Consider the following 25,692-nt stretch of genomic DNA (forward strand, 5'->3'; position numbering starts at 1 on the left):
ATTGACTATATCGATATAGAACCCGAAAGAAAGCCCATAACTGATTACAACAAAGACCAAATAAAGAAAGTAAAATCATGGAGATAGTCAATAAAAAGCTGATGGTATTGGCAGGTTTGCTGGTTATGGCAGCGTGTAGCAATCAGCCGAACTTGACGCAAGATGGAAAGCAGGATGCAGAAGCCGTTAAAACCGCAGCTACATCGCATTTTGAATGTCATCCTTCCGAATATAGGTTTAATACACTTCCCCCGCTCCCGCCTGTAGACCCTGCGGCATACCCGCGATATGAGCCTACGCATTTTGAGGCAGTTAATCGCCTGCCTATTCCCATGAACAAAAAACTAATTGTTCCCAAATTGCAAGAGTTAGGCTTTATCGAAAAAAGCAATAATGAAATCGTTGAAAAAAATTTCGGGAAACAAAATATGTATAGAGCCGCTGACTATCATGCCAATCTTTTTTCTGTATCTATAGTTTTAAAAGACTTTGTCAAGTTGGGATGTCCGTATAGTGTCAACATATATCATGTCAATAACAAGGTAGACGGTGTGGATGCTGTGATTGGAAACGATGGACTTATCTTGAAAGACACCACTATCCCCGATTTAATCATTTCCACCATCGACCATAAAAACAAACCGGACAACCTGTTTAAAAACCTGTTGGACAAACATATCCAAAACATCGAAGCCTTTAAACAGAAACAGCCGCTTAATGAAGAGCTGATCAGCACGCGCGCTGTGTATGATGGCATTACCTATGAAATCAATTCTTTTAAGGGCGGCAGGTCAACCAATCTGCAAATCTATCGATATAAAGACAAGTCAAACAAAAAATCTCATTAAAACACGGGAGCCAGCCGTTCATCACACAGGTCGTCTGAAAACCTAAAACCGACCATGTTGCAGACACTGCATTCGGTTTCGCAATGCCAAACCTGTGTTTTCAGACGACCTGCCTGATCCATATGCCGCAGCCTTTCAAAATCGGGTATGATTCCCCCTTTCAAATCAGGAGCCTGACTATGCAGACCCAAGCCGTTATCCGCCATATTGCCGACTGGCTGAAAAACTATGCCGCCGCCGCACACGCCAAAGGGTTTGTCGTCGGCGTTTCCGGCGGTATCGATTCCGCAGTCGTTTCCGCCATCGCGGCACGGACGGGGCTGAAGGTTCTGTTGCTTGAAATGCCCATCCGCCAAAAAGCCGACCAAGTCAGCCGTGCGCAGGAACACATCCGCCGGTTGGAACAGGCGTTTTCCAACGTCAGCGGGATGCGTGTGGATTTGACGCCGACTTTCGATACCTTTGCCGCCGGTGTCGAGGTCGATGAAACCGAGTTCCCCGCCAAACAGCTCGCGCTTGCCAACGCCCGCAGCCGCCTGCGGATGCTGACGCTTTATTATTATGGGCAGCTAAACGGTTTGCTGGTTACCGGCACGGGCAACAAAATCGAAGATTTCGGCGTAGGCTTTTTCACCAAATACGGCGACGGCGGCGTGGACATCAACCCGATTGCCGATTTGACCAAAACTCAGATTTATCAAATTGCCGCCGAACTGGACATCGCCGAGTCCATCCAAAAAGCCGTACCGACCGACGGACTTTGGGATACCGAGCGCACGGACGAAGAACAGATGGGCGCAAGCTATCCCGAACTGGAATGGGCGATGAGCGTTTACGGCACGCACCGCCCCGAAGAGTTTGAAGGCAGGCAGCGCGAAGTCTTGGAAATCTACACCCGCCTGCACAAAGCCATGCAACACAAAGTCAATCCGATTCCCGTCTGCAAAATTCCCGAAGAGATGCTGAAATAAGCGAAAGGTCGTCTGAAACCGGTTTTCAGACGACCTTTTGAAAGCAAAGAGGGTTGAAATCGTCAAACATTGCTCCAAAATATCGAATGTGCTTACAGCTGGTTGCATAAATTACCTGAACTTATCAAACCCGCCGTTTTGTGTAAAAATACCGCAATGGAAAAAATTACTCACCAAAATCTACATCCCTTACTTTCCAAAAGCCTGACCGATACCGATTTCGTCCTTATTCTCAATGCCTTAATCAAATTCCTGCGGCGCGGCGGCAAAAAACAGGCGGCAGAACGCTTCGACCTGATTATCGCCACGCTCAAACAAGACGAAGCACTCGCAAAAAACTTCAGCGGTCGCTTTTACCACTGGCTTTCGCAAGTCCATATCTATCCCGCGCTGATCAAACTCGGCATCTTCTCACGCCACAGCTTCACCCGCGAGATGGGCATACGCATATACGAACGTTTCAGCCCGTCCTATAAAGACTTCGCGAACCTGCGCGAAGTGTTCCTCTATCTTTTCCATTCGGAAAACGACGACAGATGGCTGCAAACCCTCAGCATCCGCCAATGGTTGAGCCTGTACGACCTGATCCGCACCAGCGTCGATTCCACCTTGCTGCAAAACGCCTGCCGCCAGTTGGTTGACGCGCGCCTGCGCGCCATCGAAATGCTCGCCATTTGGATTGCCTCCGAAGCCCTCGAACCTGACCTCATCCGCATCGCCCCGCGCCTGCTCGAAGCCGACTCGCCCTTCGTCGCCCTCCAACGTGAAACCGCCAAACTGGTCGAACACTACCGCAACGACACCAGCCCTTACGACACCGCACACCTCGAAGTCATGTTCGACCAGTGCAGCAAACAAATCGACTATCTGCGTCGCAAAGGAACGGGCGCAGGATCAGGCTCGTCCGTCAAAGTCGCCCACCTGCTCGAACGGCTCCAGCAGACCATAGGTCGTCTGAAATTGCTCACCGACATCCAAACCGATGCCGGCAACCGCAACCGCCTCACCATTACGCTGATGAATTCACTCATCTACGCCGCGGTCGAGCAATACAGCACCCGCCACCTGCGCCGCAGCAGCATCCGTATGCTCGCCCGCAGCATTACCGAAAACAAAAGTCACCACGGCGAGCATTACATCACCCGCAACCGCAAAGAATATTTCAAAATGTTCTACTCCGCGGCAGGCGGCGGCGTCATCATCGCCCTGATGGCGCTGTATAAAATCCATATCGGCTCACTCGGCTTCAGCCCCTTCGTTACCTCCTTGTTGGCAGGGCTCAACTACGGCATAGGATTCATGATCATCCACATGCTGCACTGCACCGTCGCCACCAAACAGCCCGCCATGACTGCCGCCAGCTTCGCCGAACAAGTCGATCTCAACGAAGGCGGCAAGGCAGTGGACAACAAGCTTGCCAAGCTCCTTATCGACGTATGCCGCTCCCAAAGCGTCGCCGTCTTCGGCAACGTTTCCATCGCTATTCTCTTGGCGTGCGCCATATCGTTCGGCTACGCCCATCTGCACCAACAGCCCATACTCGATGCCCACACCACCGCCTACCAGTTCAAATCCATAGACATCATCAATCATCCGACCCTATGGTATGCCGCCATCGCAGGCTTGTGGCTGTTCTGTTCCGGCATCATCGCAGGCTTCTTCGACAACCGCGCCGACTACCTCAACCTGCGCCAACGCCTGCCCTTCAATCCCTTATTGCGCAAAATCATGCGCCCCAAACCCCGCCGCGTCCTCGCCGCCTACATCCACAAACACTACGGCTCGCTGGTCGGCAACTTCATTTTCGGTATGCTCTTGGGCATGACTGGCTATTTTGGACACCTCCTCGGACTGCCGCTGGACATCCGCCATGTCGCCTTCTCCTCCGCCAACCTCGGCTACGCCGCCGTCAGCGGCAACGTCGGTTTAGGTGCATTCCTGCTCGGCATTTGCAGCGTCCTCGCCATCGGCTTGGTCAACCTCATCGTCAGCTTCACCCTCGCCCTCTTCGTCGCCCTGCGCTCGCGCGGCACGAAAATCGGCAGCGTCGGCAACTTGTGCAAAAGTTTCTGGCAGCAGATTAAAGCCAACCCGCTGATCTTGTTTTTCCCGGTTACGCCGGTTCAAACCAAAGAGCCGACCAAAGAGCAGGGAGAAAAGCATTAAGGCAAGCCGACAGACAGCGCTTCAGTAATCAAACTTTTTTCAGACGACCCCGCCATGCCCATCCTCGCTTGGAACGCCCCGCCCATTCTTGCCGAACTTGCCCGCGTGATTGAAACTCATCCCGTGCCACTGCATCTGATTGCCTGTCTGAGCGAAAACCGCATTCCCGATTTTCCTTTGTCCGATGCCCCGACTGATCTGGAAGGCCGTCTGAAAAACCGCCTCGACCAAGCTGTAAAATGCCTTCAGTTCAACAGCGTCAACTTTCTGGAAAACCTGTTGCCTGATGTGCATCTCTGGCTTGTCCCGCCGCACCGCGCCGACAGACTGTACGAACATTTCGACCCTATCGAATGGCAGACCGAAGCTGTGCCGCAAGCCGCCCCCAAGCCCGTCAAACCTTGGTTCAGACGACCTCAAGCCACCACTTTGCCCGAATACGCGCTGGTTATCGGCGCGGGCATTGCCGGATCCGCGACCGCGCGCAAGCTGGCGGAACACGGCGTGCGCGTTACCGTTTTGGAAGCGGGCAAAGCGGCGCAAGGCGGCAGCGGCAACCGCCAAGGGCTGCTCTACGCCAAAATCTCGCCGCACGACACCGAGCAGACCGAACTGCTGCTGGCCGGCTACGGCTATACCCGCCGCCTACTGCAAGACCTGTTGCCCGATTCCGACGCATGGGGTGGCGACGGCGTGTTGCACCTCAATTTCGACGAAGCCGAACGCAAACGCAATCAGGCATTGGGTTTGCAACAACATCATGCCCACCTTTACCGCAGCGTGTCCGCCGACGAAGCCGCGCAAATTGCAGGCATAGACGTCTTTTCAGACGGCCTCTACTGGCCGCAGGGCGTATGGCTGAACCCGCCCGCCGTCGTCCGCGCCTTGCTGAATCATCCGCTGATTGCGTTGCACGAAGACACACCCTTATCCTCCGCCGAATACGACGGCGCAAACTGGACGGCACACACGCCGTGCGGCAGTTTCAGCGCAACCCACATCATCTACTGCATGGGTGCGCACAGCCCGAACGCCACCGACGCCAACGTCTCCGCCCTGCCTTTCCGCCAAATCCGCGGGCAAACCGGCGTAACGGCGGCAAGCGGTTTTTCCAAACGCCTGCGCTGCGCCCTATCCGGCGAAAGCTACATCAGCCCGAGCTGGCGGGGGCAACACTGCTACGGCGCAACCTTTGTCCTCAACAGCAACGACGACGCTTGGCACCCGCACGAAGAAACCGCCAACCGCGCCGCCCTGCAACAACTCAACCCGCCATTGGCGCAATCATTGTTTGAGCAAAACCCGCCTTGTTCGGTTTCAGACGACCCCTTTGAACAACCGCAAGGACACGCCGCCCTGCGCTGCGACAGCCCCGACCACCTGCCCGTCGTCGGCGCGCTCGGCGACATCGCCGCCATGCAGACTGCCTACGCCAAACTCGCGTTGGACAAAAACTACCGCCTCGACAACGTCCCCTGCCCCTACCTGCCGAACGCCTACATCAACACCGCCCACGGCACGCGCGGACTCGCCACCGCCCCCATCTGCGCCGCCGCTATTGCCGCCGACATCCTCGGCCTGCCCCAGCCGCTGTCCCAACGCCTGCGCACCGCCCTGCACCCCAACCGCGCCGTCATCCGCGCCATCGTGCGGCAGCAGCCTTTGCTTTGATGCGCAAGAGGTCGTCTGAAAAGCTGCCTGAGCACGCTGTCAATCGACCTCCGTTTCTACTATAATGTCGCATCCCATGCCCATACGGAACAGGCCGTCTTTTTTCAGACGACCTGTTTCTTTTATAGTGGATTAACTTTAAATCAGGACAAGGCGACGAAGCCGCAGACAGTACAGATAGTACGGAACCGATTCACTTGGTGCTTCAGCACCTTAGAGAATCGTTCTCTTTGAGCTAAGGCGAGGCAACGCCGTACTGGTTTAAAGTTAATCCACTATATTTCCGCTTTTTTTAAAGTCCTACAAACACTTATGCTGCTCGACCTCAACCGCTTTTCCTTTTCCGTCTTCCTGAAAGAAGTCCGCCTGCTGACCGCCCTTGCCCTGCCCATGCTGCTGGCGCAGGTCGCGCAGGTGGGCATCGGTTTCGTCGATACCGTGATGGCGGGCGATGCGAGTACGGAGGACTTGGCGGCGGTGGCGTTGGGCAGCAGCGCGTTTGCCACGGTTTATATTACGTTTATGGGCATTATGGCGGCGCTGAACCCGATGATTGCCCAGCTTTACGGCGCGGGTAAAACCGACGAAGTAGGCGAAACGGGGCGGCAGGGGATTTGGTTCGGGCTGTTTTTGGGGATTTTCGGCATGGTATTGATGTGGACGGCGATTACGCCGTTCCGCAACTGGCTGACCTTGAGCGATTATGTGGAAGGCACGATGGCGCAGTATATGTTGTTCACCAGTCTGGCGATGCCGGCAGCAATGGTGCACCGCGCCTTACACGCCTACGCTTCCAGCCTGAACCGCCCGCGCCTGATTATGTTGGTCAGCTTCGCGGCGTTTGTGTTGAACGTGCCGCTGAACTATATTTTTGTTTACGGCAAATTCGGTATGCCCGCTTTGGGCGGCGCGGGCTGCGGGTTGGCAACGATGGCGGTGTTCTGGTTCAGCGCGCTGGCGTTGTGGATTTATATCGCTAAGGAAAAATTCTTCCGCCCATTCGGACTGACGGCAAAATTCGGCAAACCGGATTGGGCGGTGTTCAAACAGATTTGGAAAATCGGCGCGCCCATCGGGCTGTCTTATTTTTTGGAAGCCAGCGCGTTTTCGTTTATCGTATTTTTGATTGCGCCTTTCGGCGAGGCTTATGTGGCGGCGCAGCAGGTCGGCATCAGTTTGTCGGGGATTCTCTATATGATTCCGCAAAGCGTCGGCTCGGCGGGGACGGTGCGCATCGGTTTTTCTCTGGGGCGGCGCGAATTTTCGCGGGCGCGTTATATTTCGGGCGTATCGCTGGTGTCGGGCTGGGCGCTCGCCGTGATTACCGTGCTTTCCTTGGTATTATTCCGTTCCCCGCTGGCAAGCATGTACAACAAGGATCCGGCGGTTTTAAGCATCGCCGCCACCGTCCTGCTGTTCGCCGGCTTATTCCAACCGGCAGACTTCACCCAATGCATCGCGTCCTACGCCCTGCGCGGTTATAAAGTCACCAAGGTGCCGATGTTCATCCACGCCGCCGCCTTCTGGGGCTGCGGCCTGCTGCCGGGCTATCTGCTCGCCTACCGTTTCGATATGGGCATTTACGGCTTCTGGACGGCATTGATTGCCTCGCTCACCATCGCCGCCGTCGCCTTGGTGTGGTGTTTGGAATTGTGCAGCAGGGAGATGGTCAGATCGCATAAGGTCGTCTGAAAACTCCGCCGATTAAAATATCGAAACAATGGGCTGAAGCCCGCCACTGACAATACCTATTTTAAAGTTTAAACCCATGCAACCCATCCAATACCAAACCGACCTCACCCCCTACAACACCTTCGGTCTTCGCGCCCAAGCCCAAGCCTTTATCGCGCTCGAACACGCCGACGAGTTGCGCGACATCATCCGACTGCCCGAGTTCGACCGCGATACCGTTTTATGGCTCGGCGGCGGCAGCAACATCCTCTTGATGCAGGATTACGCCGGACTGGTCGTACATATGGAAAACAAAGGCATACGCGAGATTGCGCGTTCAGACGACCTTGTTTACATCGAAGCGCAGGCAGGCGAAATCTGGCACGATTTTGTTCTGCACACCGTCGCGCTGGGCTTGAACGGTCTGGAAAACCTGAGCCTGATTCCGGGTACGGTCGGCGCGTCGCCCGTTCAGAACATCGGTGCATACGGTGTGGAGGCTAAAGACGTGATTCACAGCGTGCGCTGCTTCGATTTGGATACGGAAACCTTTGTCGAGCTTTCCAATGCCGATTGCCGCTTCGCCTACCGCGAAAGCCTGTTCAAGCAGGAAGGCAGAGGACGTTATGTGATTGTTTCGGTCGTATTCGCCCTGAAAGAGCGTTTCGAGCCGAATTTGGGTTACGGCGATTTGGCGGCCGCCGTTGCCGAACTGAGCGCGGGCAGAATGCCGACGGCGAAAGACGTTTCCGATGCAGTGTGTGCAATCCGCAACAGTAAACTGCCTAATCCTAACGTACTTGGTAATGTCGGCAGTTTCTTTAAAAACCCCGTCGTCAGTGCGGAAAAAGCCGCCGCCCTGTTGCAACAGCATCCGGATATGCCGCGCTATCCGCAGCCCGATGGTTCGGTCAAGCTTGCGGCAGGCTGGCTGATCGACCAATGTCGTCTGAAAGGCTTCCAAATTGGCGGCGCGGCGGTACACGACAGGCAGGCTTTGGTTTTGGTGAACAAAAACAATGCCTCTTCAGACGACGTTCGGAAATTGGCGCAACATGTCTGCGATACAGTATTTACTCGATTTCAGGTAGAATTACACGCCGAACCCAATTGGCTGCCCGCTTCGTTCAGCCTGTAAATCCAAGGAGTATGCCCGTGACCCGCATTGCAAAAACCAATACTTACACCCGCATCATCGACGCCAGCCTGACGCTCTTCAACGAGGAAGGCGAGCGCAACATCAGTACCAACCATATCGCGGCGCATTTGGGCATCAGTCCGGGCAATCTTTATTACCACTTCCGCAACAAAGACGAAATCATCGTCCAACTGTTCAAACGTTACAGCGAAGCCCTGCTGGTATACCTGAATGAAGCCGTGTTGCCGTCCGATGTGGAAGACTCTATCAACTATATGGCGGGCATTTACGACGTTATGTGGGAATACCGCTTCCTCTTCAGCGACGTGAACACCCTGCTTGCGCGCAGTGCCGAACTTTTGGGCGAGCACAACACCTTCACCCAAGCCAAAGTCTCTCCGCTCTTGGTCAACCTGCTCACCCAGCTCAACGGTCTGAACATCATCCAAGCCGACCAAACCGCTATGAACGACCTCGCCGTCAATATGTGGATGGTCACAAAATACTGGTTCGACTTCGACAGCTCCCTGCGCGGGCGCACCAAGCTGACCGAAGACTCCAAAGCACGCGGCATCCGCCGTACCTTAAGCCTCCTGCGTCCCTACCTCTTGCCGGAACACCGCGAGGAATACGACCGGAAAATAGGCGGTACGCAGTCATAATTTCCATGCCGTCTGAGCCTATTTCCAGACGGCATTCATCTATAAACATGATACATACCCCTCCTTCCGCCTCCCCCGACGCATCTATCTTAGGCCTAGGCTATCTCGGCCGCCCTTTGGCGCAGAAACTCTACGAAAACGGCAGCAGCGTCGCCGCGGTCAAGCGCAACCTGACTTCGGACGATATTAATCTGCCCATACACCTCGACACCCTCGACCTCAATCAAGACAGCGTATTTCAAAGCGCGAACCTTGCCCGCGATACAAGCTTTTGGCGGCACCACGCCGACAAACCCGTTTGGTTCTGCCTCTTGCCGCCATCCTCGCTGACGCATTACGCCAACACCGTCAAACAATGGGCAGAACTTGCCCGAGCGTGTAACGTGCAACATCTGATTTTCACGAGCAGCACCAGTGTTTACGGCGATAAAGCGCGCGAATGCGACGAAACTGCCATACCCGATCCGCAAACCGAGTCCGCCCGCCAAATCCTCGCCGCCGAGCAATACCTGCTCGACAGCGGCGTTCCGAATATCGACATCCTGCGCCTGGGCGGGCTTTATTGCGCCGAACGCCACCCCGTCAGCCGCCTCGTTCAAAAACAAAACATCCAAGGCGGCAACCAGCCCGTCAATATCGTCCACCGCGACATTGCCGTCGAAACCCTGTTTCAGACGACCCTCCATCCAAACGGCAAACGCATCCGCAACATCGTCGAACCGCGCCACCCGACCCGCCGCGATTTCTACACCGCCGAAGCCGCCAAACTCGGTCTCCCGCCGCCCGATTTCGCACCCGACGGCACCGGCGGCGGCAAAATTGTAAATACCGTTTCCGCCGACGGATTAAGCCTGTAAAATTGGCGCTCCGCAACCGTTTCAGACGACCTTTCGGCAGCGGCAAAACCAAAACCAAAAAACACAGTCTTACTTAACAACCCCAAGCCCGAAAGTATCGAGAACACCCTATGTCCGCCCTATTTCCCGTTATCAACCACCTAATACAGCAAAATCCGGAACATCAACAAGACCTGTCCCGCCTGTCAGGTAAAACCCTGAGCCTCAACCTCGCCGGATTCGGACTGACCGGACGCATCAATCACGACGGCTTCCTCGAAACCGCCGACCAACCCGCCGACACCCTCATCACCTTCCACCAAAGCGCCATCCGCAAAATCCTGACCGGACAAGAACCCGGCGTCGGCGACATCAGCCTCGAAGGCGACCTCATGCTCGGCATGACCGTCCTGCCCATACTCGGCAGCCTGCGCTACTACGCTTCAGACGACCTCGCCCGCATCTTCGGCGACTCACTCGCAAGCAGCATCAGCGGACGCGCCGCAAACATCGGACAAACCGTCAAAAAAATCGGACAAAGCATAGCCGAGCAAATCAGCGACTTTTCCCGCGAACCCGAATCCCCCGTTATCGACGCCGCCACCCTGTCCGCCTGGATGGAAGAAGTGGACAAACTGCGCGACGACGTTGCCCGCCTTAATGAACGCCTCGACCGGCTCGAACGCGACATCTGGATAGACTAACTTTCAGACGACCCTATGCCTATGAACAGCCCGTTTCACAACATCGGTATCGTAACCCGCCCCAATACCCCCGAAATCCAAAACACCGCCCACACCCTCATCCAATTCCTGCAGGGACACGGCTTTACCGTCTATCTGGACGAAATCGGCATAGAAGAACGCTGCATCTACGTTCAAGACACCGTCGGCTGCCACATCGTCAGCAAATCCGACTTGGGCAAACACTGCGACCTCGTCATCGTCCTCGGCGGCGACGGCACATTCCTCTCCGTCGCCCGCGAAATCGCCCCCCGTACCGTACCCGTTATCGGCATCAACCAGGGGCATTTAGGCTTCCTCACCCAAATTCCCCGCGAAAACATGACCGAAGAGCTGCAGCTCGTCCTAGAAGGCAAATACCTGCCCGAAGAGCGCATCCTCATCGAAGCCACACTCGTCCGCGACGGCGAAACCATCCACCGCGCCCTCGCCCTCAACGATGCCGTCATCTCACGCGGCGGCGCCGGACAAATGATCGAGTTCGAAGTCTTCATCAACCAAGAATTCGTCTATACCCAACGGTCCGACGGTCTCATCGTCTCCACCCCCACCGGCTCCACCGCCTACTCCCTTGCCGCAGGTGGCCCCATCATGCAGGCAGGATTACACGCCTTCACCCTCGTGCCCATCTGCCCCCAATCCATGACCAACCGCCCCATCGCCATCCCCGACACCTCCGAAATCGAAATCCTCGTTACCCAAAGCGGCGACGCCCGCGTCCATTTCGACGGACAATCCTTCATCGACGTACAAAACCTCGACCGCATCATCATCCGCCGCTACCACAACCCCCTGCGCATCCTCCACCCCACCGACTACCAATACTTCCGAACCCTGCGCCAAAAATTACACTGGGGCGAACAGCTCGTATAAACACCAAAGGTCGTCTGAAACCCGATTGCCAAGTTTTCAGACGACCTCATCAACCCACAAACCCTTCCCCCATTCCCAAACCAACGCCATCCCTATCTAACAACAAACGGACAACCTAAACCCCACGTCCGCCCTTTATCAAAAACGTCCCCAATCATGAACCGACAAAAAACCTACCTCCTGCTGACCGCCCTGTTCACCCTGATTTTCATCGCACTCATCATGCTCGGCGGCTACCTGCTTTCCATCCAAAGCAAACAGTTCGCCGTCGCCGCCTTCCTGTTCGCCTTCGGCGCCGTCTTCGCCCAAATCGGCAGCCTCGCCCTCTACATCCGCCACAAAGCCCGCGCACAAATCATGCGTGAGCAACAAACCGAATCCCATTAAGGCTGGGTATTGTTCGTTATCCGTTTGCCGGTTCTACAGGCTTTACATAGGTAAAGTTTTGTTTGCCGCATTGCTCCCCCCCCCCCTTGCAATTTACACTGACACCGCATACAACTTGTATGTTCTTAAATCTTTCAACCCACGGGAGTAGACTTATGAAACAAAACATCATCGTTGTCTTATTCAACATCTCCAGCGAAGCTTATCAAGCCTTTTCTGAATTGAAAGCTTACTCGCAGACAACAGATGCTTTGGTGGCACAAGCCGTTTTGATTAAAAAGGAAAATGGTCTGATTATCCCAGCAGAAAGCACCGACTTTACCGCCAATACGGTCGAAGGCACATGGACGGGCGGCCTCATTGGTTCACTGGTCGGCATTCTCGGCGGTCCTATCGGTGTTCTGTTGGGTGGAGCTACTGGCGCACTCATCGGCAGTGATGCAGGCACTGCCCAAACATTGGGAGAGGGGTTGTTGCTGGAAAATACAGCCAAAAAACTGGATAACGGCAGTACTGCAATCATTATTTTGGCGCAAGAATCCGACGAAGCTGTATTGGATGCCTTCTTCCACCGTTTCAAAACCGTTATTCTCCGGCAAGATGCAGCCGTTGCCCAACAGGACGTATTGGCAGCAATAGAAGCGCAGGAAGAAGTGGCACGTCAGGCACACGAAGCGTGGAAAAAACAGCGCAAAGCCGAGCGCAAAGAGAAAGTGGAAGCCTTCAAGGCCGACATCAAACAAAAATTCGACAAATTGGCAGCCAAGTTGAAATAACACTGCCACCAACCCAAGGTATGTAACCGCTCAAATTTTCCGTTTCGGATGCATGCCAAACCGGTTTGAGGCTACCTGAAAATCTATTTTTCAGGTAGCCTCTCCCTTTTTCATGCCCCGCCAAACCATCATGCTCACCCCGCAAAGCTGCGACCTATTCCAACGCCCATTTTTCCAGTTCGCCCAAATCCGCCAATACCAGCCCGAAACCGAAGCGCAAACCAAGCAAGGCCGACTACAAAGCCGCGTGGCAAGTGTGGCGCACGTTGGTTTTACAGGTAGCCTCACAACTGGGCGCGGGCTTTGCCCCGCCGCATATCGAACGCTGGTGCAACGGCTGGCAGCGCGACCTGGCTAGTCGAAACCCTGCACCGCCTGCTGCCAGTGTACGAAGCCTGCCACAATGTGCGGCTGTGAGCGGAAGCAAGCTTCCCCCATCTGCCGTTAAGGCTACCTGAAATCTAAAAGAAACAAACAAAACCAATGACCAAACGCCGAACCTTCCTCATTCTGACCATCCTCTTCACCCTGCTCTTCATCGCATTGGTAACGTTGGGCGCCTACCTGCTTTCCATCCAAAGCAAACAATTCGCCGTCGCCGCCTTCCTATTCGCCTTCGGCGCCGTCTTCGCCCAAATCGGCAGCCTCGCCCTCTACATCCGCCATAAAGCCCGCGCACAAATCATGCGCTCGCAACAAACCGAACCCCATTAAGGAAAACCCATGTTCGACAAAATCGTCCTCGCCAGCGGCAACGCAGGCAAACTCAAAGAATTTTCCCGCCTCTTCGCCGATTTGAACATCGAAGTCCTGCCGCAATCGCAGTTCGACACGCCCGAATGCCCCGAGCCGTACCACACCTTCGTCGAAAACGCGCTCGCCAAAGCCCGCCACGCCGCACGCCACAGCGGTCTGCCCGCGCTCGCCGATGACTCCGGCATCTGCGCCGCCGCATTAAACGGCGCACCCAGCGTCCTCTCCGCCCGCTATGCCGGAGCCAATCCTAAATCCGATGCCGCCAACAACAAACGCCTTTCAGACGACCTCGCCGACAAAGCCGACAAAAGCTGCTACTACGTCTGCGTCCTCGTCCTCGTCCGCCACGAAAACGACCCGCAACCCATCATCGCCGAAGGCATCTGGCGCGGACAATGGCAGGCAGAAGCCGCAGGAACCAACGGCTTCGGCTACGACCCGCATTTCTACCTGCCCAAACACAACTGCACCGCCGCCGAGCTTGACCCCGAAATCAAAAACGCCGAAAGCCACAGGGGGCAGGCTTTGCGGGAATTGTTGAAAAAAATCGAAGCTCTGTGAACAACAAAACGTCGTCTGAAAACCTACAACTCCGTTTTCAGACGACGTTTCCCATCCCGTTTATCCGTAAAACGCACCATCAAAGGAACAAAACTTATAAAATTTTTTCAAAAACTTATAATATCCAAAAAACAACAAATATCCTTACCCAAAAATCCCCATCATAAAAACATAAAACACATTCTACAAACCACTCCTTGAAGTATTGATTACCGTCCGCACCCGACGGAGCGCCTGTTATAAAGACAATACGAGGAGTCATCACATGAGAAACTACCCCTTCAAAACCATCGTCGCCTGCCTCAGTATTTTGTGGCATAGCCCGCACCTGTGGGCAGCAGATGTAGTTACCTCCGAAACTGCCGTCCTCGACACTATCGAAGTCCACGGCAAACGCCTGACCAAAGACCAAAAAGGCGAAGCGCAGCAATACAGCAAAAACGTCTCCAACGCCTATCTCGGCAAAGAATACCTCGAACGCTACCGCCCTGACGCCGCCGGCGACATCCTCAAGGGGCTTAACGGCGTGTACAACATGAATACGCGCAATGCAGGTAGCGCGATTACACCCAGCATCCGCGGCATCGCCGGAAAAGGCCGTATCCCCGTCACCATTGACGGAACGGAACAGACCGTCGACGTATGGATGAACAATTACGGCGTTGCCGACAGAAACTATGTCGATCCCGCCCTGTTCCGCAGTATTGCAGTAGAAAAAGGGCCGTCGATGACTCGAGGTGTCAAATCGGGAGTAGGCGGTTCGGTCGCCATTCAAACCATCGAACCCGAAGACATTGTTCCCGAAGGAAAAAAATGGGGGATACAAATTAAGGGCAGTTTTTCCGACAATACAGTAAAGCAGCCAGAAAGCCTTCTTAAATATAAAGGCTGGCCCGATTATCGCACCCTTCCAGGCAACCCTACTGCCGATGGTGCTATCGGAACAATAGGCAACGTTTTAGAAGACCCTTCAGGACAAAGCCGTTACTACTATGGATTGCAATTTGAAGACCGATACCGCATAACCCGTTTCCGCAACCACAAACTGAGGAATTTTAAAAACGATCGTTCGGGTATGTTTTCGGCTGCATTTAAAACCGATATTTCAGACGGTCTGATTGCTTACAGTATCCGTGAAAAAGGCAATTATTTCGCCGGCAAACACGCGGCGGGCGGTTATCTTAATAATCCGGTGTACAAAAACGAAGATTCAGGCCATACCAATACCACTGCCAGCATGGTTCCCAATATGGCACGGTTTTATCGCCCAGGAAGAGAAGTAGTCAACAGTAATATTTCCAGCAAAAGTCTATTATTGAAAAATAACTGGCATCTTCCTGCCAATCAAAAAATCAGCCTGTCCTATATGCAGACCAGAGTGGATTTCGGTGAACACAACCCCTTCTACAGCAACCTTGCGCAAGGATATAGCGACGATTTTTTCAATATCGGCGAACAATATCGCGAAGCCGCCATGCAAATGATGCCGATACAAGGTATGGAATCGAATATCCAAAATAAAAGCTATAAAATCGGCTACGGGTGGAAACCCGAAAACAACAGCTGGATAGACCTGAATGCCAACATCTGGCGTACCCGCACCCGCAGCACGCGCTATCAGAACGGTGCCACAGATTTATATGTCGATTACCCCGACAGCGATTACGATAACTGGATACGTTGTTCGCGTGGCGAAATTCCATGGACGATGGCATTTCATAACATGAACTGCAGCCAAATGATGGCCGAAGGCCTGATACCCGATAAAGAGCCATCAAAAAAACCTTACGACGGCGATCTAAAGCTGGACGGCTACCGTGTCAAAGCCGCAGCAGAACAACGCACCCGCTCGGTACGTACAGGTGCAGACCTCAGCAATCGCTTTCGTTTGGGCGATACTTTGTCCATGACCCTTTCTGCCAATGTGCAACATGAAAAACTGAATGAATTTACAGAACAATACAATAATGACTTGGATTTCGACGGCTTAAGCAATGCCGCAAGCGGAATGACCGCCCTCTCCGGTCCACGTTCCGGCCGCCGCCACGAATGGGGCGCAGGAATGGTATTCGACTGGCAGCCGACAGACCGTTTGAATATTCAGGCAGGCATACGCTACAACAAATTCTGGAGCTACGACGACATACTCGCCCAAAAACGCAAAGAGCGTAAAGAATCCTTCTACTCCATTACCAAAGGTAATGAAGGATACATTATCGGAACATACCTGCCCTACTATAAACTTATCGACAATCCTCAAGAAGTTGCCGATTATTTTGCCTATGACAACGCACCGACAGGCTCGGACGAGCAAGAAAAACTCGGTCAAAAATTTGAAAAAAAATACGGCTATCTTTTCAGCTCCAGCAACAATATATTACGCAATCCAAAAGGCAACCCTGCTTATGACACGGGAGAACCCCAAGCACTCTACCGCTTGGAACAGGCATATACCCCCTTCCGCAACGGCAGATTTGAGGGTCCAGTTTTCCCAGACGGGATGTTTGACGAAAAAATCGCCAATCCCCAAGGACAAAACGGAAATTTTTACAAATACCTAATCCAACGGCATACTGATACCGCTGCCACAACAGACTATGAGGACAAAAAAAAGAATTACCCGATAGAGGCCGGAGACATGATAAAAGAAACGAAAAACCTCGCAGCAGACAGCGACGAAAACTGGCCCTCCCCCAAACACCTCAGGGCGCATGCTTGGTCTCCCATGCTTGCCCTCAGTTACAACCTGACGCAAAACGGGCGGCTACACCTGAGGTGGGCGCAAGCAGTACGTTTTCCCACCATATACGAAGCCACTACCACCAATTCGTCGTGGGCGGACGCTTATTCCCAAGAATTTGATTTGAAGCCCGAACGCAGCACCAATTGGGAAATCGGCTATACCTACAACTTCGCCCCTCGTTTCAAACGCCTGCGCCACGGCGACATCCGTCTGACCTACTACAACAGCGTGATAAAAAATGCTATCGAGCTGTCGTCTGAACGCAACCTCCAACAATACGACAAACGCCTTACCAGTGGTATCGAACTTCAAAGCCGCTTCGACAGCGGGAAATGGTTTGCCTCACTGGCTGCCAACTACCGCCTGAAACAGCAGACCTGCGACAAAGCCACCGTATTCAACTATGATTTATATATCAACCGTATTCCTGTCTGCGTGGATGGAGGATTCGGCGCAACCCGCTTCCATCAAAGCCGCCAACCAAAATATTCCATCAATCTCGATATCGGAACCCGCCGATTCAACGAAAAATTGGAATTGGGCCTACGCGGCACTTATCACAGCAAAGCCGAAAACAAACAACAGGACAAGCTGGCCAAAAGCGGCTTGGCACGCATCTACGAAGCGACAGGCCGCCCCTACCACTGGCGTTCCGCCTTGGTATTGGACGCTTACGGACGCTACAACTTCGGCAAAAACCTGAGCATGAACTTCAGTGTCAGCAACCTCACCAACCGCTATTATCTCGACCCCATGTCCAACGTCCCCATCCCCGCACCGGGACGGGCGGTTACCGTCGGGTTTACAGGTAAATTCTGACGGGGCAATGCTTGAAAGGTCGTCTGAAAATTTCAGACGACCTCTCCAACAAAAGCTGCTATGATGCCTGCGTTTCTGCCTGCCACGAAAACGACCCGCAACCCATGATTCCCAAAAGCCTCAGGGGGGCAGGCGTTACGGGAATTGATGAAAAAATCAAAGCCTTATAAATCGATGATAGGTCGTCTGAAAACCCGAAATGCTTTTTCAGACGACCCAAACCCACCACATCACGAAAGAAACTCATGTCGCCTAAGCAAATCCTGATTGCCGCCATCCGTTTGATCGTTTTAATCGGTATTGTACAAACGCTCAGCAGCATCGTTACCATATTTGCCCAGTCTGGAAGCGAATATAACAGCGCACAACTCCTGTTGCCGCTATCCATCTACGGCTTTTATTTGGCCGCATGGCTGCTTGTATGGTGTTTCCCTGCCACCATTGCCAACCGCCTGCTGCCCCAACATCTGCAAACCGCACAGGAGCCTCCCAAACACCCTGCGCCATGGATGATGACCGGTATTGTTTTGATCGGCATATACACTCTTTCCCAAGCCATACCCGAACTGATTTACTTGTTCTCTATTTATCGTTTTACACAATCTATCTCTACCGACACGCAGACATCCATTTGGGCGAATCTCGGCACGCAAAACCAAGCCGGTATATTCGCCAGCACCGCCCAATTCCTTATCGGGATTTTCCTACTGTTCGGCGCGCCCAAACTCTCGTCTTGGATTCGCAAAAGACTTTAACGGCATAAAGGCAAAAGGTCGTCTGAAAAAATTTCAGACGACCTGAGATTGTCCTTGTCCCGAAATAAAACCGAATTTATGGCCCATGCCCGCCATCAACTTTTGAAACTGCTCTTGCTGCCCTTTATTCCGCTGATGAAAACCATCCGTTTGATATTGTCGTCTATAGTAGCTTTATCATTAATCCTGTTACTGTTTATTTCTAAAACTTTGTTGTTTTTCTCAAAGCCTTTTCTGCCCGTCATTGCCGTTTTGTGGCGTTTATTGATGTGGCTGATGTTCCCTTTATTTTTTATCTGTTTGTTTATTTACACAATGTTCCGCCCATTAAAAAATCATGAAACACTTTTCCGGCATTGGCTGGATGTCATTTACCGCGACCGGCCGGAAACCGTTGGCATCATTATCGAAAATATCCATCAAGACTTAATAGAGGAAGATGAAGATGGGGAAAATAACACGCAGGAAGAAAATAACGAAACCGCCGTATTTAAAAACCTCTTAACCGAAGGCTTCATCCTACACAATAATCTCGAAGACTACGCACATCTGTTTTCCGTTGATTGGAAAGACGGGGAAGGTTTTATTGACTGCATCGCAGAAATGGCGGAACGTTTTAATGTCGTCCTGAATTGGACCGAACAGCAGCTTGAAGAAGATCTGCCCGATGAGCTGGCAAGGGCCGTATATCACTTATTTGAAGCCGCCGGGGCGGTACTTTATAGTGCAGACACGGGAAGCGACTACTACACCTTTATCATCATCCCGCAACAAGACACAGCCGATTTTGAAAAAATATCGAAACAATATGGTGTATCCTTGAAGCGGGCAAATAAAACCATCTAACACGAAACTTATAGTGGATTAACTTTAAACCAGTACGGCGTTGCCTCGCCTTAGCTCAAAGAGAACGATTCTCTAAGGTGCTGAAGCACCAAGTGAATCGGTTCCGTACTATCTGTACTGTCTGCGGCTTCGTCGCCTTGTCCTGATTTAAATTTAATCCACTATATAATACCGCAACTTTCGTCTGAAAAATTTCAGACGGCCTCAATCCCAAAAACACACCATGACCCAAATCACATTCCCCCAAGCCGGACAACTCACCGCCCTGCCGCCCCTGTCGCTCTACATCCACATCCCGTGGTGCATCAAAAAATGCCCGTATTGCGACTTCAATTCCCACAGCCTGAAAAACGGGCTGCCCGAAGCCGCCTATATCGACGCGCTGCTGACCGACTTGCAGCTTGAATTGCCGAATATTTGGGGCAGGCCGGTGGAAACGATATTTTTCGGCGGCGGTACGCCCAGCCTGTTTCAGGCGGAATCGATTGACCGTTTGTTGAGCGGCGTGCGTTCGCTGTTGCGCTTGCAGCCGGAAGCGGAAATTACTTTGGAAGCCAATCCGGGTACGTTTGAAATTGAGAAATTTCAAGGATTTAAAGACGCAGGCATCACGCGGCTTTCTATTGGTGTGCAGAGTTTCAACGACGATATGCTCTCAAGGCTGGGGCGCGTCCACAACGGCAAAGAAGCCTTAACCGCCATAGCTACCGCCTTGAAATTATTTGATAAAGTCAATATCGACTTGATGTACGCCCTGCCGAACCAGACCGTTCAGACGGCCTTAAACGACGTACAAACCGCTATCGCTACGGGCGCGACCCACATCAGCGCATATCATCTGACGATGGAGCCAAACACGCCGTTCGGCCATACGCCGCCGAAAGGTTTGCCTCAAGACGAAGCGGCCCTCGACATCGAAGACGCGGTACACGGCGCGCTGGAAGGCGCGGGTTTTATCCACTACGAAACATCGGCTTTTGCGAAACCCGCCATGCAGTGCCGCCACAATTTGAACTACTGGCAGTTCGGCGATTATTTGGGCATAGGCGCGGGCGCGCACGGCAAAATCTCCTACCCCGACCGCATCGAGCGCACCGTCCGCCGCCGCCACCCCAACGACTACCTCGCTCTAATGCAAAGCCAGCCGAGTGAAGCCGTCGAACGCAAAACCGTTGCCGCAGAAGATTTGCCGTTCGAATTCATGATGAACGCCCTGCGCCTGACCGACGGCGTACCCGCCGCAATGTTGCAGGAGCGCACGGGCGTACCCACCGCCAAAGTCATGGCGCAGATCGAAACGGCAAGGCAAAAAGGCTTGCTGGAAACCGACCCGACTGTGTTCCGCCCAACTGAGCAGGGACAGTTGTTTTTAAACGATTTACTTCAATGCTTTTTGTAGGATTAAATTTTTTCAAACGACCTTGTTACGCCAAACTGTAACATCCGCAGGCTGCTAGCGAAGGCCATGACAGACAGTTTTCATGTTGTTTGTTTTATCATAATAAAATACAATTGGGATAACCGTCGGTCTTGAATAAATATTCGGCGGTAATACCCCTTATTCCGTTGCAAGGAAACAAACATGAAGAAAATTCTGACTACCCTGATTGCCCTCTCCATCTCAACCGTTGCGCTGGCAGATGACAGCCGTGGTTTCTACATTCAAGGCGATCTTGGCCACTCAACCCTTAAAACCAATGACGAAGGTGGTAAAACTAGTGCCAAAGGCTTCAGCCCGCGTCTGTCTGCCGGATATGATTTCGGCGATTTCCGTGTCGCTGCCGATTACACCCACTATAAAACTTTGAAAGACCATGAACAGGGTCGGTATTACACACTCGACTCAAAAATCAAACTCCAAAGCGTCGGCGTTTCCGCCATTTATGATTTCAACTTAAATTCCCCGGTCAAACCTTATGTCGGCGCACGCGTAGGCATCAACCGCTTTTCTTATGACGACGATTACCGCAGTGTGAATTTTCATGAGACTGAATCGATCCGCAAAACTAAAACCGGCGTAGGCGTATTGGCAGGCGTAGGCTATGACATTACCGAAAACGTCGCTTTGGACGCCGGCTACCGCTACAACCACTTGGGCAAATTCGACGGCTTAAAAGTGCACTCTCACGAAGTATCTGCCGGTGTCCGCGTGAAATTCTAATTTCCGCATCATTCAATTACCAAACCGCCTGAAGTGTCCAAACTTCAGGCGGTTTTCGCAAATGAGTGAAGTACATACGATATATAGTGGATTAAATTTAAATCAGGACAAGGCGACGAAGCCGCAGACAGTACAGATAGTACGGAACCGATTCACTTGGTGCTTCAGCACCTTAGAGAATCGTTCTCTTTGAGCTAAGGCGAGGCAACGCCGTACTGGTTTAAAGTTAATCTACTATAATTCTATTCTCATTCAAATTTATTCCACCAAAGGTCGTCTGAAAATATTCATACCCTACACAATCACTCGGTTTTATACGATAATCGACACCGTTTTCATCAAAGCTCCCATCTTTCAGACGACCCCGACAACAGGAGAAAATCATGTCCAAAACCATCATCCACACCGACAAAGCCCCTGCCGCCATCGGTGCATACAGCCAAGCCGTGCGCGCGGGCGACACCGTTTACATGAGCGGTCAAATTCCCCTCGATCCCGCCACCATGACCGTTGTCGGCAACGGCGACTTCCGCGCCGAAGCGCGCCAGGTCTTTAAAAACCTGCAAGCCGTTGCCGAAGCCGCTGGCGGCTCGCTGGGCGACATCGTCAAACTCAACGCCTACCTGACCGACCTTGCCAACTTCGCCGTTTTTAACGAAGTTATGGCAGAGTTCATCCAAGAACCCTTCCCCGCCCGCGCCGCCGTCGGTGTCGCCTCCCTGCCTAAAGGCGTACAGGTTGAAGCCGAAGCCGTGCTGGTACTGAACGCATAAGACACGCAACCCGTTTTCAGACGACCTCCCACAAGCCAAAGGTCGTCTGAAACACCACACACTATCGGACAATAACAACAATGGCACACTACGCAATCGGCGATATTCAAGGCTGCTTCGACGAATTCACCCTTCTGCTCGACAAAATCAACTTCAACCACGGCACAGACACCCTCTGGCTTGTCGGCGACATCGTCAACCGCGGCCCCAAATCCCTCGAAGTCCTCCAATTCTGCATGGAACACGAAAGCAGCGTCCGTATGGTCCTCGGCAACCACGACCTGCACCTGCTCGCCGTCGGCTGCGGCGAAGGCACGGTCAAACGAAGCGACACCATCACACCCATCCTCACCCACCCCGACAGCAAAAAAATGCTCGACTGGCTGCGTTTCCAACCCCTGCTCATCAAAGGCGTGCGCCATGTTATGGTTCACGCCGGCATCCTGCCCCAATGGACCATCGCCCGCGCCGAATTGCTCGCCAGTGAAACCGAAGCCGAACTGCGCAGCAAAAAATACAAAAAGTTTTTCTCCAAAATGTATGGCAACAAACCCGCCGAATGGAGCGACGAGCTGACCGGCTACGACCGCCTGCGCATGATTGTCAACGTCTTCACCCGAATGCGCGCACTGACTCTGAAAAACGAACTCGACTACGACTACAAATCTACTCTCAAAAAAATGCCCTCGAACCTGCGCCCTTGGTTTAAAGCCCCAAACAGGCAAAACCTCAGCCACACCATCGTCTTCGGACACTGGTCTTCGCTGGGCTTTATGAACACCGACAACATCCTCTCCCTCGACACCGGCGCACTTTGGGGCGGCGAACTGACCGCCATCAACCTTGCCGACCACAGCATTACCCAAGTCTCTTCCCTCGGCGGTTTGGACTGGAAAACGGCTTTGAAATAAGCCATAAAATTGAAAAAGCATAACCATTGAAGGCGGTGTGTGGGTGGGGGTGGAAGTCAGTTAATGTAGAAGCACGTTTTCGGCAGCATAAAAAGAAAGTCGCCCGAAAACTAATTTTCAGACGACCTCACGGTTTTGTTAGTCGCAGCCTCAATCTGTTTATTTTATTCAACGTTATTTTGATATATTTTTATCAGATTTCCTCTGCCATCATACTCATAGGTAAAACCCATTATTTTGTTATTATTAATATACTTATCAAATTTGATTAATTTTTCATCTCTATAAAATCCGACATAATAAGATATAATTTCCTTGCTTTTTCTAATTTCATCTACTTTATCCAAATTAATCTCATTATACAATTTTGCAGGATGATTATACTTAGGGAAACTCATTCCTAAATAGTACCTAATAGTCAAATCATTATATGGAATATTTTTTTCAAGTGGATGTGACATACTTGAAGCACCTATCAAAAGCAAAATAGTCCCAATTACTCCAATCAACAACTTTCCCATTTACTTTCTCCAATTCTAAGCCTAATTTCTTTAGAACGCTTTTCCTATAAAAAAACAGATAGTTCAGACGACCTCAGAGAAGATATTGAGGTCGTCTGAAAAACAAAAAACACATGCAGATACTCCGTACATTCTATGTATCGTAATCCAGAGTTTAATTGAGCTACGTACTTACGACCTGCAATTACCAACTAGTGATAGGTCTATGTAAATTTGCCCAAAATTTTAATAATAATTGTTCAAAAAAGTGAAACTCAGAGAAGTCTTTTGCCACAACCAAACCTAATTCTTTGAAAAGATATTTAAATTTTCCCCTTTCAATTCCATCATATTTATTTAATAATTCAGAAAGCCCTTTTTCTGATGAGATATTAATTTCATTATAGTATATTGGAATAATTTCTTTTTTATCATAAAAAATTGTAATTTGCGTCAATTTTTCATTATCAAATCTAAGCGCAAAATTATTTATCCATAAGATATTTTTCTTATCCGGGATAATTTTTTCTAATATATCATATTCCTTTATAATATCCGATAGAGAACTGTTAAATTCAAAATTACCTACTGATGCATGAGGAATAAATATTAATTTACCATAAAATGTAATTGGACTTTTAAGTTTACTTTTTTGGAAGTCTGAGTATCTTTGCCCGCTATTTTCATATAAATCTTTTATACTTTCATCGTAAATTAAAACCTGTAGAAACAATTTATCCTTATAATCAACATATAAAACTAAATTATATTGTGGAAAAGTATAAAAATAGTTTTCTTCATCCGAAATTTCTACAAGAGGAGACCTTTGCAAAATTCCCCAAAATCCCCTAAATTCCCATCAAGACATTTAGGGGATTTTCCATGAGCACCTTCTTCCGGCAAACCGCACAAGCCATGATCGCCAAACACATCGACCACTTCCCACTATTGAAGTTGGATCAAGTGATTGATTGGCAGCCGATCGAACAGTACCTGAATCGTCAAAGAACCCGTTACCTCCGAGACCACCGTGGCCGTCCCGCCTATCCCCTGTTGTCCATGTTCAAAGCCGTCCTGCTCGGACAATGGCACAGCCTCTCCGATCCCGAACTCGAACACAGCCTCATCACCCGCATCGATTTCAACCTGTTTTGCCGTTTTGACGAATTGAGCATCCCCGATTACAGCACCTTATGCCGCTACCGTAACTGGCCGGCGCAAGACGACACCCTGTCCGAATTGCTGGAACTGATTAACCGCCAACTGACCGAAAAAAACCTAAAAATAGACCTTTTGCGAAAGTATCCTGAAGATTTACAATTCCCAAATGAAATACGAAAACCTCATCCAAAGAAGCGACAGGGAATTCAAACGGCTCACAGGTGTAACGCCCGTCCTTTTTCACGAAATGCTGAAAGTCACCACAGAAGCAGAAAGCCGGAAGGTCAAGTCAGGCAGGCCGCATACGCTCAGCTTGGCAGACCAACTGCTGCTTACCCTGAGCTATCTGCGTCATTACCATACCCAACTCGAATTGGCCGCCATCTACGGCCTTTCTGAAAGTAATGTCTGCCGCACCATCCGTAAAACCGAGGACGCCCTCATCCGTTGCAAACGCTTTTCCCTGCCAAAACACAAGAATCTGGGCGATCAAACGGTCATCATTGACGTTACCGAAAGCCCGATTGAACGTCCCAAAAAAACAGCGGCAGTATTACAGCGGCAAGAAAAAGCGGCACACGGTTAAAATCCAGGTCATATACGGCAGAGAAACTGAAAAAATCATCAGCATCCGGACGGGGATGGGTGCTCAGCATGACATGCGTTTAGCCAAGAGGCACCTTGCAGAGCTTTATCCCTACAAAATAGTCATTGCGGATAAGGGTTATCAAGGATTGGCTAAAACCGGATTACAGACCCCGAAAAAGAAATCCAAACATCATCCGCTGAACAAACAGGATAAAGAGGCGAACAGGCGGTTAGGCAAACTCAGAACCGTCATCGAGCACATCAACAGGAAACTGAAGATATTCAAAATCTTGTCGCTGCCTTACCGCAACAGGCGGAAACGGTTCGGGTTAAGGGTAAATCTGATTGCAGGACTGGTTAATGCGATGGGATGAAT

At 51.6% G+C, this 25,692-nt stretch carries 26 protein-coding genes and 2 pseudogenes; 25 read left to right on the forward strand and 3 right to left on the reverse strand.

Features of this window, described 5'->3' with window-relative positions:
- Positions 1-77 precede the first annotated feature (77 nt).
- Positions 78-848: a hypothetical protein gene (locus ACMYUL_RS13625; RefSeq protein ID WP_415771157.1), complete on the forward strand. Its 771-nt coding sequence runs from the start codon at positions 78-80 to the stop codon at positions 846-848.
- Here ACMYUL_RS13625 and ACMYUL_RS13630 read toward each other — a convergent pair.
- Positions 845-1,012 (reverse strand): hypothetical protein, encoded by a 168-nt coding sequence (locus ACMYUL_RS13630; protein ID WP_168163280.1) that lies wholly within the window; start codon positions 1,010-1,012, stop codon positions 845-847. The two genes, ACMYUL_RS13625 and ACMYUL_RS13630, sit on opposite strands and share 4 nt — an antisense overlap.
- A 15-nt stretch (positions 1,013-1,027) precedes the next feature.
- On the opposite strand from ACMYUL_RS13630, the gene nadE reads away from it, so the two are divergent.
- The 22 genes and pseudogenes from nadE (at position 1,028) to ACMYUL_RS13740 (ending at position 23,067) form a co-directional block, all read left to right on the forward strand.
- Entirely contained in the window at positions 1,028-1,819 is a 792-nt protein-coding gene (gene nadE / locus ACMYUL_RS13635; protein ID WP_009311696.1) for an NAD(+) synthase, read from the forward strand.
- A gap of 156 nt (positions 1,820-1,975) precedes the next feature.
- The gene (locus ACMYUL_RS13640; RefSeq protein ID WP_415771160.1) at positions 1,976-3,985 is read left to right on the forward strand and encodes a site-specific recombinase; all 2,010 of its coding nucleotides are present in this window, start codon (positions 1,976-1,978) and stop codon (positions 3,983-3,985) included.
- A 54-nt stretch (positions 3,986-4,039) separates the two neighbouring features.
- Positions 4,040-5,656 (forward strand): FAD-dependent 5-carboxymethylaminomethyl-2-thiouridine(34) oxidoreductase MnmC, encoded by a 1,617-nt coding sequence (gene mnmC, locus ACMYUL_RS13645; RefSeq protein WP_415771162.1) that lies wholly within the window; start codon positions 4,040-4,042, stop codon positions 5,654-5,656.
- 312 nt (positions 5,657-5,968) lie between these two features.
- Positions 5,969-7,348, forward strand: coding sequence for a multidrug efflux MATE transporter NorM (gene norM / locus ACMYUL_RS13650; RefSeq protein WP_415771164.1), 1,380 nt, complete (start codon positions 5,969-5,971; stop codon positions 7,346-7,348).
- A gap of 76 nt (positions 7,349-7,424) precedes the next feature.
- Positions 7,425-8,465, forward strand: coding sequence for a UDP-N-acetylmuramate dehydrogenase (murB, locus tag ACMYUL_RS13655; RefSeq protein ID WP_415771166.1), 1,041 nt, complete (start codon positions 7,425-7,427; stop codon positions 8,463-8,465).
- 11 nt (positions 8,466-8,476) lie between these two features.
- Complete coding sequence (locus tag ACMYUL_RS13660) at positions 8,477-9,127, forward strand: TetR/AcrR family transcriptional regulator (RefSeq protein ID WP_415771168.1); 651 nt, start codon at positions 8,477-8,479, stop codon at positions 9,125-9,127.
- Positions 9,128-9,174: 47 nt separating this feature from the next.
- Positions 9,175-9,984 (forward strand): SDR family oxidoreductase, encoded by an 810-nt coding sequence (locus ACMYUL_RS13665; RefSeq protein WP_415771170.1) that lies wholly within the window; start codon positions 9,175-9,177, stop codon positions 9,982-9,984.
- Positions 9,985-10,094: 110 nt separating this feature from the next.
- Entirely contained in the window at positions 10,095-10,667 is a 573-nt protein-coding gene (locus ACMYUL_RS13670; protein WP_019270674.1) for an SCP2 sterol-binding domain-containing protein, read from the forward strand.
- A 21-nt stretch (positions 10,668-10,688) separates the two neighbouring features.
- On the forward strand, positions 10,689-11,579 hold the full coding sequence (locus ACMYUL_RS13675) for an NAD(+) kinase (RefSeq protein ID WP_049222657.1): 891 nt from the start codon (positions 10,689-10,691) through the stop codon (positions 11,577-11,579).
- A gap of 156 nt (positions 11,580-11,735) precedes the next feature.
- On the forward strand, positions 11,736-11,966 hold the full coding sequence (locus ACMYUL_RS13680) for an NGO_0222 family membrane protein (protein WP_019270290.1): 231 nt from the start codon (positions 11,736-11,738) through the stop codon (positions 11,964-11,966).
- A gap of 155 nt (positions 11,967-12,121) precedes the next feature.
- Positions 12,122-12,742 (forward strand): DUF1269 domain-containing protein, encoded by a 621-nt coding sequence (locus ACMYUL_RS13685; RefSeq protein ID WP_003741838.1) that lies wholly within the window; start codon positions 12,122-12,124, stop codon positions 12,740-12,742.
- Between the two features lie 130 nt (positions 12,743-12,872).
- Positions 12,873-13,086: pseudogene (locus ACMYUL_RS13690) on the forward strand (HI_0552 family protein); the annotation flags it as partial.
- 139 nt (positions 13,087-13,225) lie between these two features.
- Entirely contained in the window at positions 13,226-13,456 is a 231-nt protein-coding gene (locus ACMYUL_RS13695) for an NGO_0222 family membrane protein (protein ID WP_003741840.1), read from the forward strand.
- A gap of 9 nt (positions 13,457-13,465) precedes the next feature.
- Positions 13,466-14,059: an RdgB/HAM1 family non-canonical purine NTP pyrophosphatase gene (gene rdgB / locus ACMYUL_RS13700; RefSeq protein WP_415771173.1), complete on the forward strand. Its 594-nt coding sequence runs from the start codon at positions 13,466-13,468 to the stop codon at positions 14,057-14,059.
- Positions 14,060-14,324: 265 nt separating this feature from the next.
- Positions 14,325-17,621 carry a TonB-dependent receptor domain-containing protein gene (locus ACMYUL_RS13705; protein WP_415771175.1) on the forward strand — a complete coding sequence of 1,099 codons (3,297 nt, stop codon included), beginning with the start codon at positions 14,325-14,327 and terminating at the stop codon, positions 17,619-17,621.
- Between the two features lie 11 nt (positions 17,622-17,632).
- Positions 17,633-17,791 carry a hypothetical protein gene (locus ACMYUL_RS13710; protein ID WP_168168256.1) on the forward strand — a complete coding sequence of 53 codons (159 nt, stop codon included), beginning with the start codon at positions 17,633-17,635 and terminating at the stop codon, positions 17,789-17,791.
- Positions 17,792-17,866: 75 nt separating this feature from the next.
- Positions 17,867-18,376, forward strand: a complete 510-nt coding sequence (locus tag ACMYUL_RS13715) for a hypothetical protein (RefSeq protein ID WP_070870678.1) — start codon at positions 17,867-17,869, stop codon at positions 18,374-18,376.
- A gap of 78 nt (positions 18,377-18,454) precedes the next feature.
- On the forward strand, positions 18,455-19,222 hold the full coding sequence (locus ACMYUL_RS13720; RefSeq protein WP_415771178.1) for a hypothetical protein: 768 nt from the start codon (positions 18,455-18,457) through the stop codon (positions 19,220-19,222).
- Positions 19,223-19,445: 223 nt separating this feature from the next.
- Positions 19,446-20,621 (forward strand): radical SAM family heme chaperone HemW, encoded by a 1,176-nt coding sequence (gene hemW, locus ACMYUL_RS13725; protein ID WP_070512078.1) that lies wholly within the window; start codon positions 19,446-19,448, stop codon positions 20,619-20,621.
- Between the two features lie 183 nt (positions 20,622-20,804).
- A complete protein-coding gene (locus tag ACMYUL_RS13730) occupies positions 20,805-21,383 on the forward strand; it encodes an opacity family porin (protein ID WP_070512075.1) in 579 nt (192 codons plus the stop codon).
- 383 nt (positions 21,384-21,766) lie between these two features.
- Entirely contained in the window at positions 21,767-22,156 is a 390-nt protein-coding gene (locus ACMYUL_RS13735) for a RidA family protein (protein ID WP_070512072.1), read from the forward strand.
- 80 nt (positions 22,157-22,236) lie between these two features.
- Positions 22,237-23,067, forward strand: coding sequence for a symmetrical bis(5'-nucleosyl)-tetraphosphatase (locus ACMYUL_RS13740; protein WP_070512069.1), 831 nt, complete (start codon positions 22,237-22,239; stop codon positions 23,065-23,067).
- 164 nt (positions 23,068-23,231) lie between these two features.
- Here the strand turns inward: ACMYUL_RS13740 and ACMYUL_RS13745 are convergent, their stop codons facing one another.
- On the reverse strand, positions 23,232-23,588 hold the full coding sequence (locus ACMYUL_RS13745; protein ID WP_070512066.1) for a hypothetical protein: 357 nt from the start codon (positions 23,586-23,588) through the stop codon (positions 23,232-23,234).
- A gap of 184 nt (positions 23,589-23,772) precedes the next feature.
- Positions 23,773-24,399, reverse strand: coding sequence for a hypothetical protein (locus tag ACMYUL_RS13750; RefSeq protein ID WP_415771182.1), 627 nt, complete (start codon positions 24,397-24,399; stop codon positions 23,773-23,775).
- Between the two features lie 50 nt (positions 24,400-24,449).
- Between ACMYUL_RS13750 and ACMYUL_RS13755 the strand changes: the two are divergent.
- Together ACMYUL_RS13755 and ACMYUL_RS13760 are read left to right on the forward strand one after the other, a co-directional pair.
- A pseudogene (locus ACMYUL_RS13755) lies at positions 24,450-24,857 on the forward strand (transposase); the annotation flags it as partial.
- A gap of 37 nt (positions 24,858-24,894) precedes the next feature.
- A protein-coding gene (locus ACMYUL_RS13760) for an IS5 family transposase (RefSeq protein ID WP_415771101.1) occupies positions 24,895-25,690 on the forward strand; the annotation gives its coding sequence in 2 pieces (ribosomal slippage) (positions 24,895-25,260 and positions 25,262-25,690; 795 coding nt in all).
- The last annotated feature ends 2 nt before the right edge of the window (positions 25,691-25,692 follow it).

This window comes from Neisseria sp. CP9 (genome assembly GCF_047758525.1).
Classification (GTDB): Bacteria; Pseudomonadota; Gammaproteobacteria; order Burkholderiales; family Neisseriaceae; genus Neisseria.

Excerpts from the sequence above, each read along its gene's own strand:
- ACMYUL_RS13625 (WP_415771157.1), top strand. The coding sequence starts at position 78 with ATGGAGATAGTCAATAAAAAGCTGATGGTATTGGCAGGTTTGCTGGTT.
- nadE (WP_009311696.1), top strand. The coding sequence starts at position 1,028 with ATGCAGACCCAAGCCGTTATCCGCCATATTGCCGACTGGCTGAAAAAC.
- ACMYUL_RS13640 (WP_415771160.1), top strand. The coding sequence starts at position 1,976 with ATGGAAAAAATTACTCACCAAAATCTACATCCCTTACTTTCCAAAAGC.
- mnmC (WP_415771162.1), top strand. The coding sequence starts at position 4,040 with ATGCCCATCCTCGCTTGGAACGCCCCGCCCATTCTTGCCGAACTTGCC.
- norM (WP_415771164.1), top strand. The coding sequence starts at position 5,969 with ATGCTGCTCGACCTCAACCGCTTTTCCTTTTCCGTCTTCCTGAAAGAA.
- murB (WP_415771166.1), top strand. The coding sequence starts at position 7,425 with ATGCAACCCATCCAATACCAAACCGACCTCACCCCCTACAACACCTTC.
- ACMYUL_RS13660 (WP_415771168.1), top strand. The coding sequence starts at position 8,477 with ATGCCCGTGACCCGCATTGCAAAAACCAATACTTACACCCGCATCATC.
- ACMYUL_RS13665 (WP_415771170.1), top strand. The coding sequence starts at position 9,175 with ATGATACATACCCCTCCTTCCGCCTCCCCCGACGCATCTATCTTAGGC.
- ACMYUL_RS13670 (WP_019270674.1), top strand. The coding sequence starts at position 10,095 with ATGTCCGCCCTATTTCCCGTTATCAACCACCTAATACAGCAAAATCCG.
- ACMYUL_RS13675 (WP_049222657.1), top strand. The coding sequence starts at position 10,689 with ATGAACAGCCCGTTTCACAACATCGGTATCGTAACCCGCCCCAATACC.
- ACMYUL_RS13680 (WP_019270290.1), top strand. The coding sequence starts at position 11,736 with ATGAACCGACAAAAAACCTACCTCCTGCTGACCGCCCTGTTCACCCTG.
- ACMYUL_RS13685 (WP_003741838.1), top strand. The coding sequence starts at position 12,122 with ATGAAACAAAACATCATCGTTGTCTTATTCAACATCTCCAGCGAAGCT.
- ACMYUL_RS13695 (WP_003741840.1), top strand. The coding sequence starts at position 13,226 with ATGACCAAACGCCGAACCTTCCTCATTCTGACCATCCTCTTCACCCTG.
- rdgB (WP_415771173.1), top strand. The coding sequence starts at position 13,466 with ATGTTCGACAAAATCGTCCTCGCCAGCGGCAACGCAGGCAAACTCAAA.
- ACMYUL_RS13705 (WP_415771175.1), top strand. The coding sequence starts at position 14,325 with ATGAGAAACTACCCCTTCAAAACCATCGTCGCCTGCCTCAGTATTTTG.
- ACMYUL_RS13715 (WP_070870678.1), top strand. The coding sequence starts at position 17,867 with ATGTCGCCTAAGCAAATCCTGATTGCCGCCATCCGTTTGATCGTTTTA.
- ACMYUL_RS13720 (WP_415771178.1), top strand. The coding sequence starts at position 18,455 with ATGGCCCATGCCCGCCATCAACTTTTGAAACTGCTCTTGCTGCCCTTT.
- hemW (WP_070512078.1), top strand. The coding sequence starts at position 19,446 with ATGACCCAAATCACATTCCCCCAAGCCGGACAACTCACCGCCCTGCCG.
- ACMYUL_RS13730 (WP_070512075.1), top strand. The coding sequence starts at position 20,805 with ATGAAGAAAATTCTGACTACCCTGATTGCCCTCTCCATCTCAACCGTT.
- ACMYUL_RS13735 (WP_070512072.1), top strand. The coding sequence starts at position 21,767 with ATGTCCAAAACCATCATCCACACCGACAAAGCCCCTGCCGCCATCGGT.
- ACMYUL_RS13740 (WP_070512069.1), top strand. The coding sequence starts at position 22,237 with ATGGCACACTACGCAATCGGCGATATTCAAGGCTGCTTCGACGAATTC.
- ACMYUL_RS13745 (WP_070512066.1), bottom strand. The coding sequence starts at position 23,588 with ATGGGAAAGTTGTTGATTGGAGTAATTGGGACTATTTTGCTTTTGATA.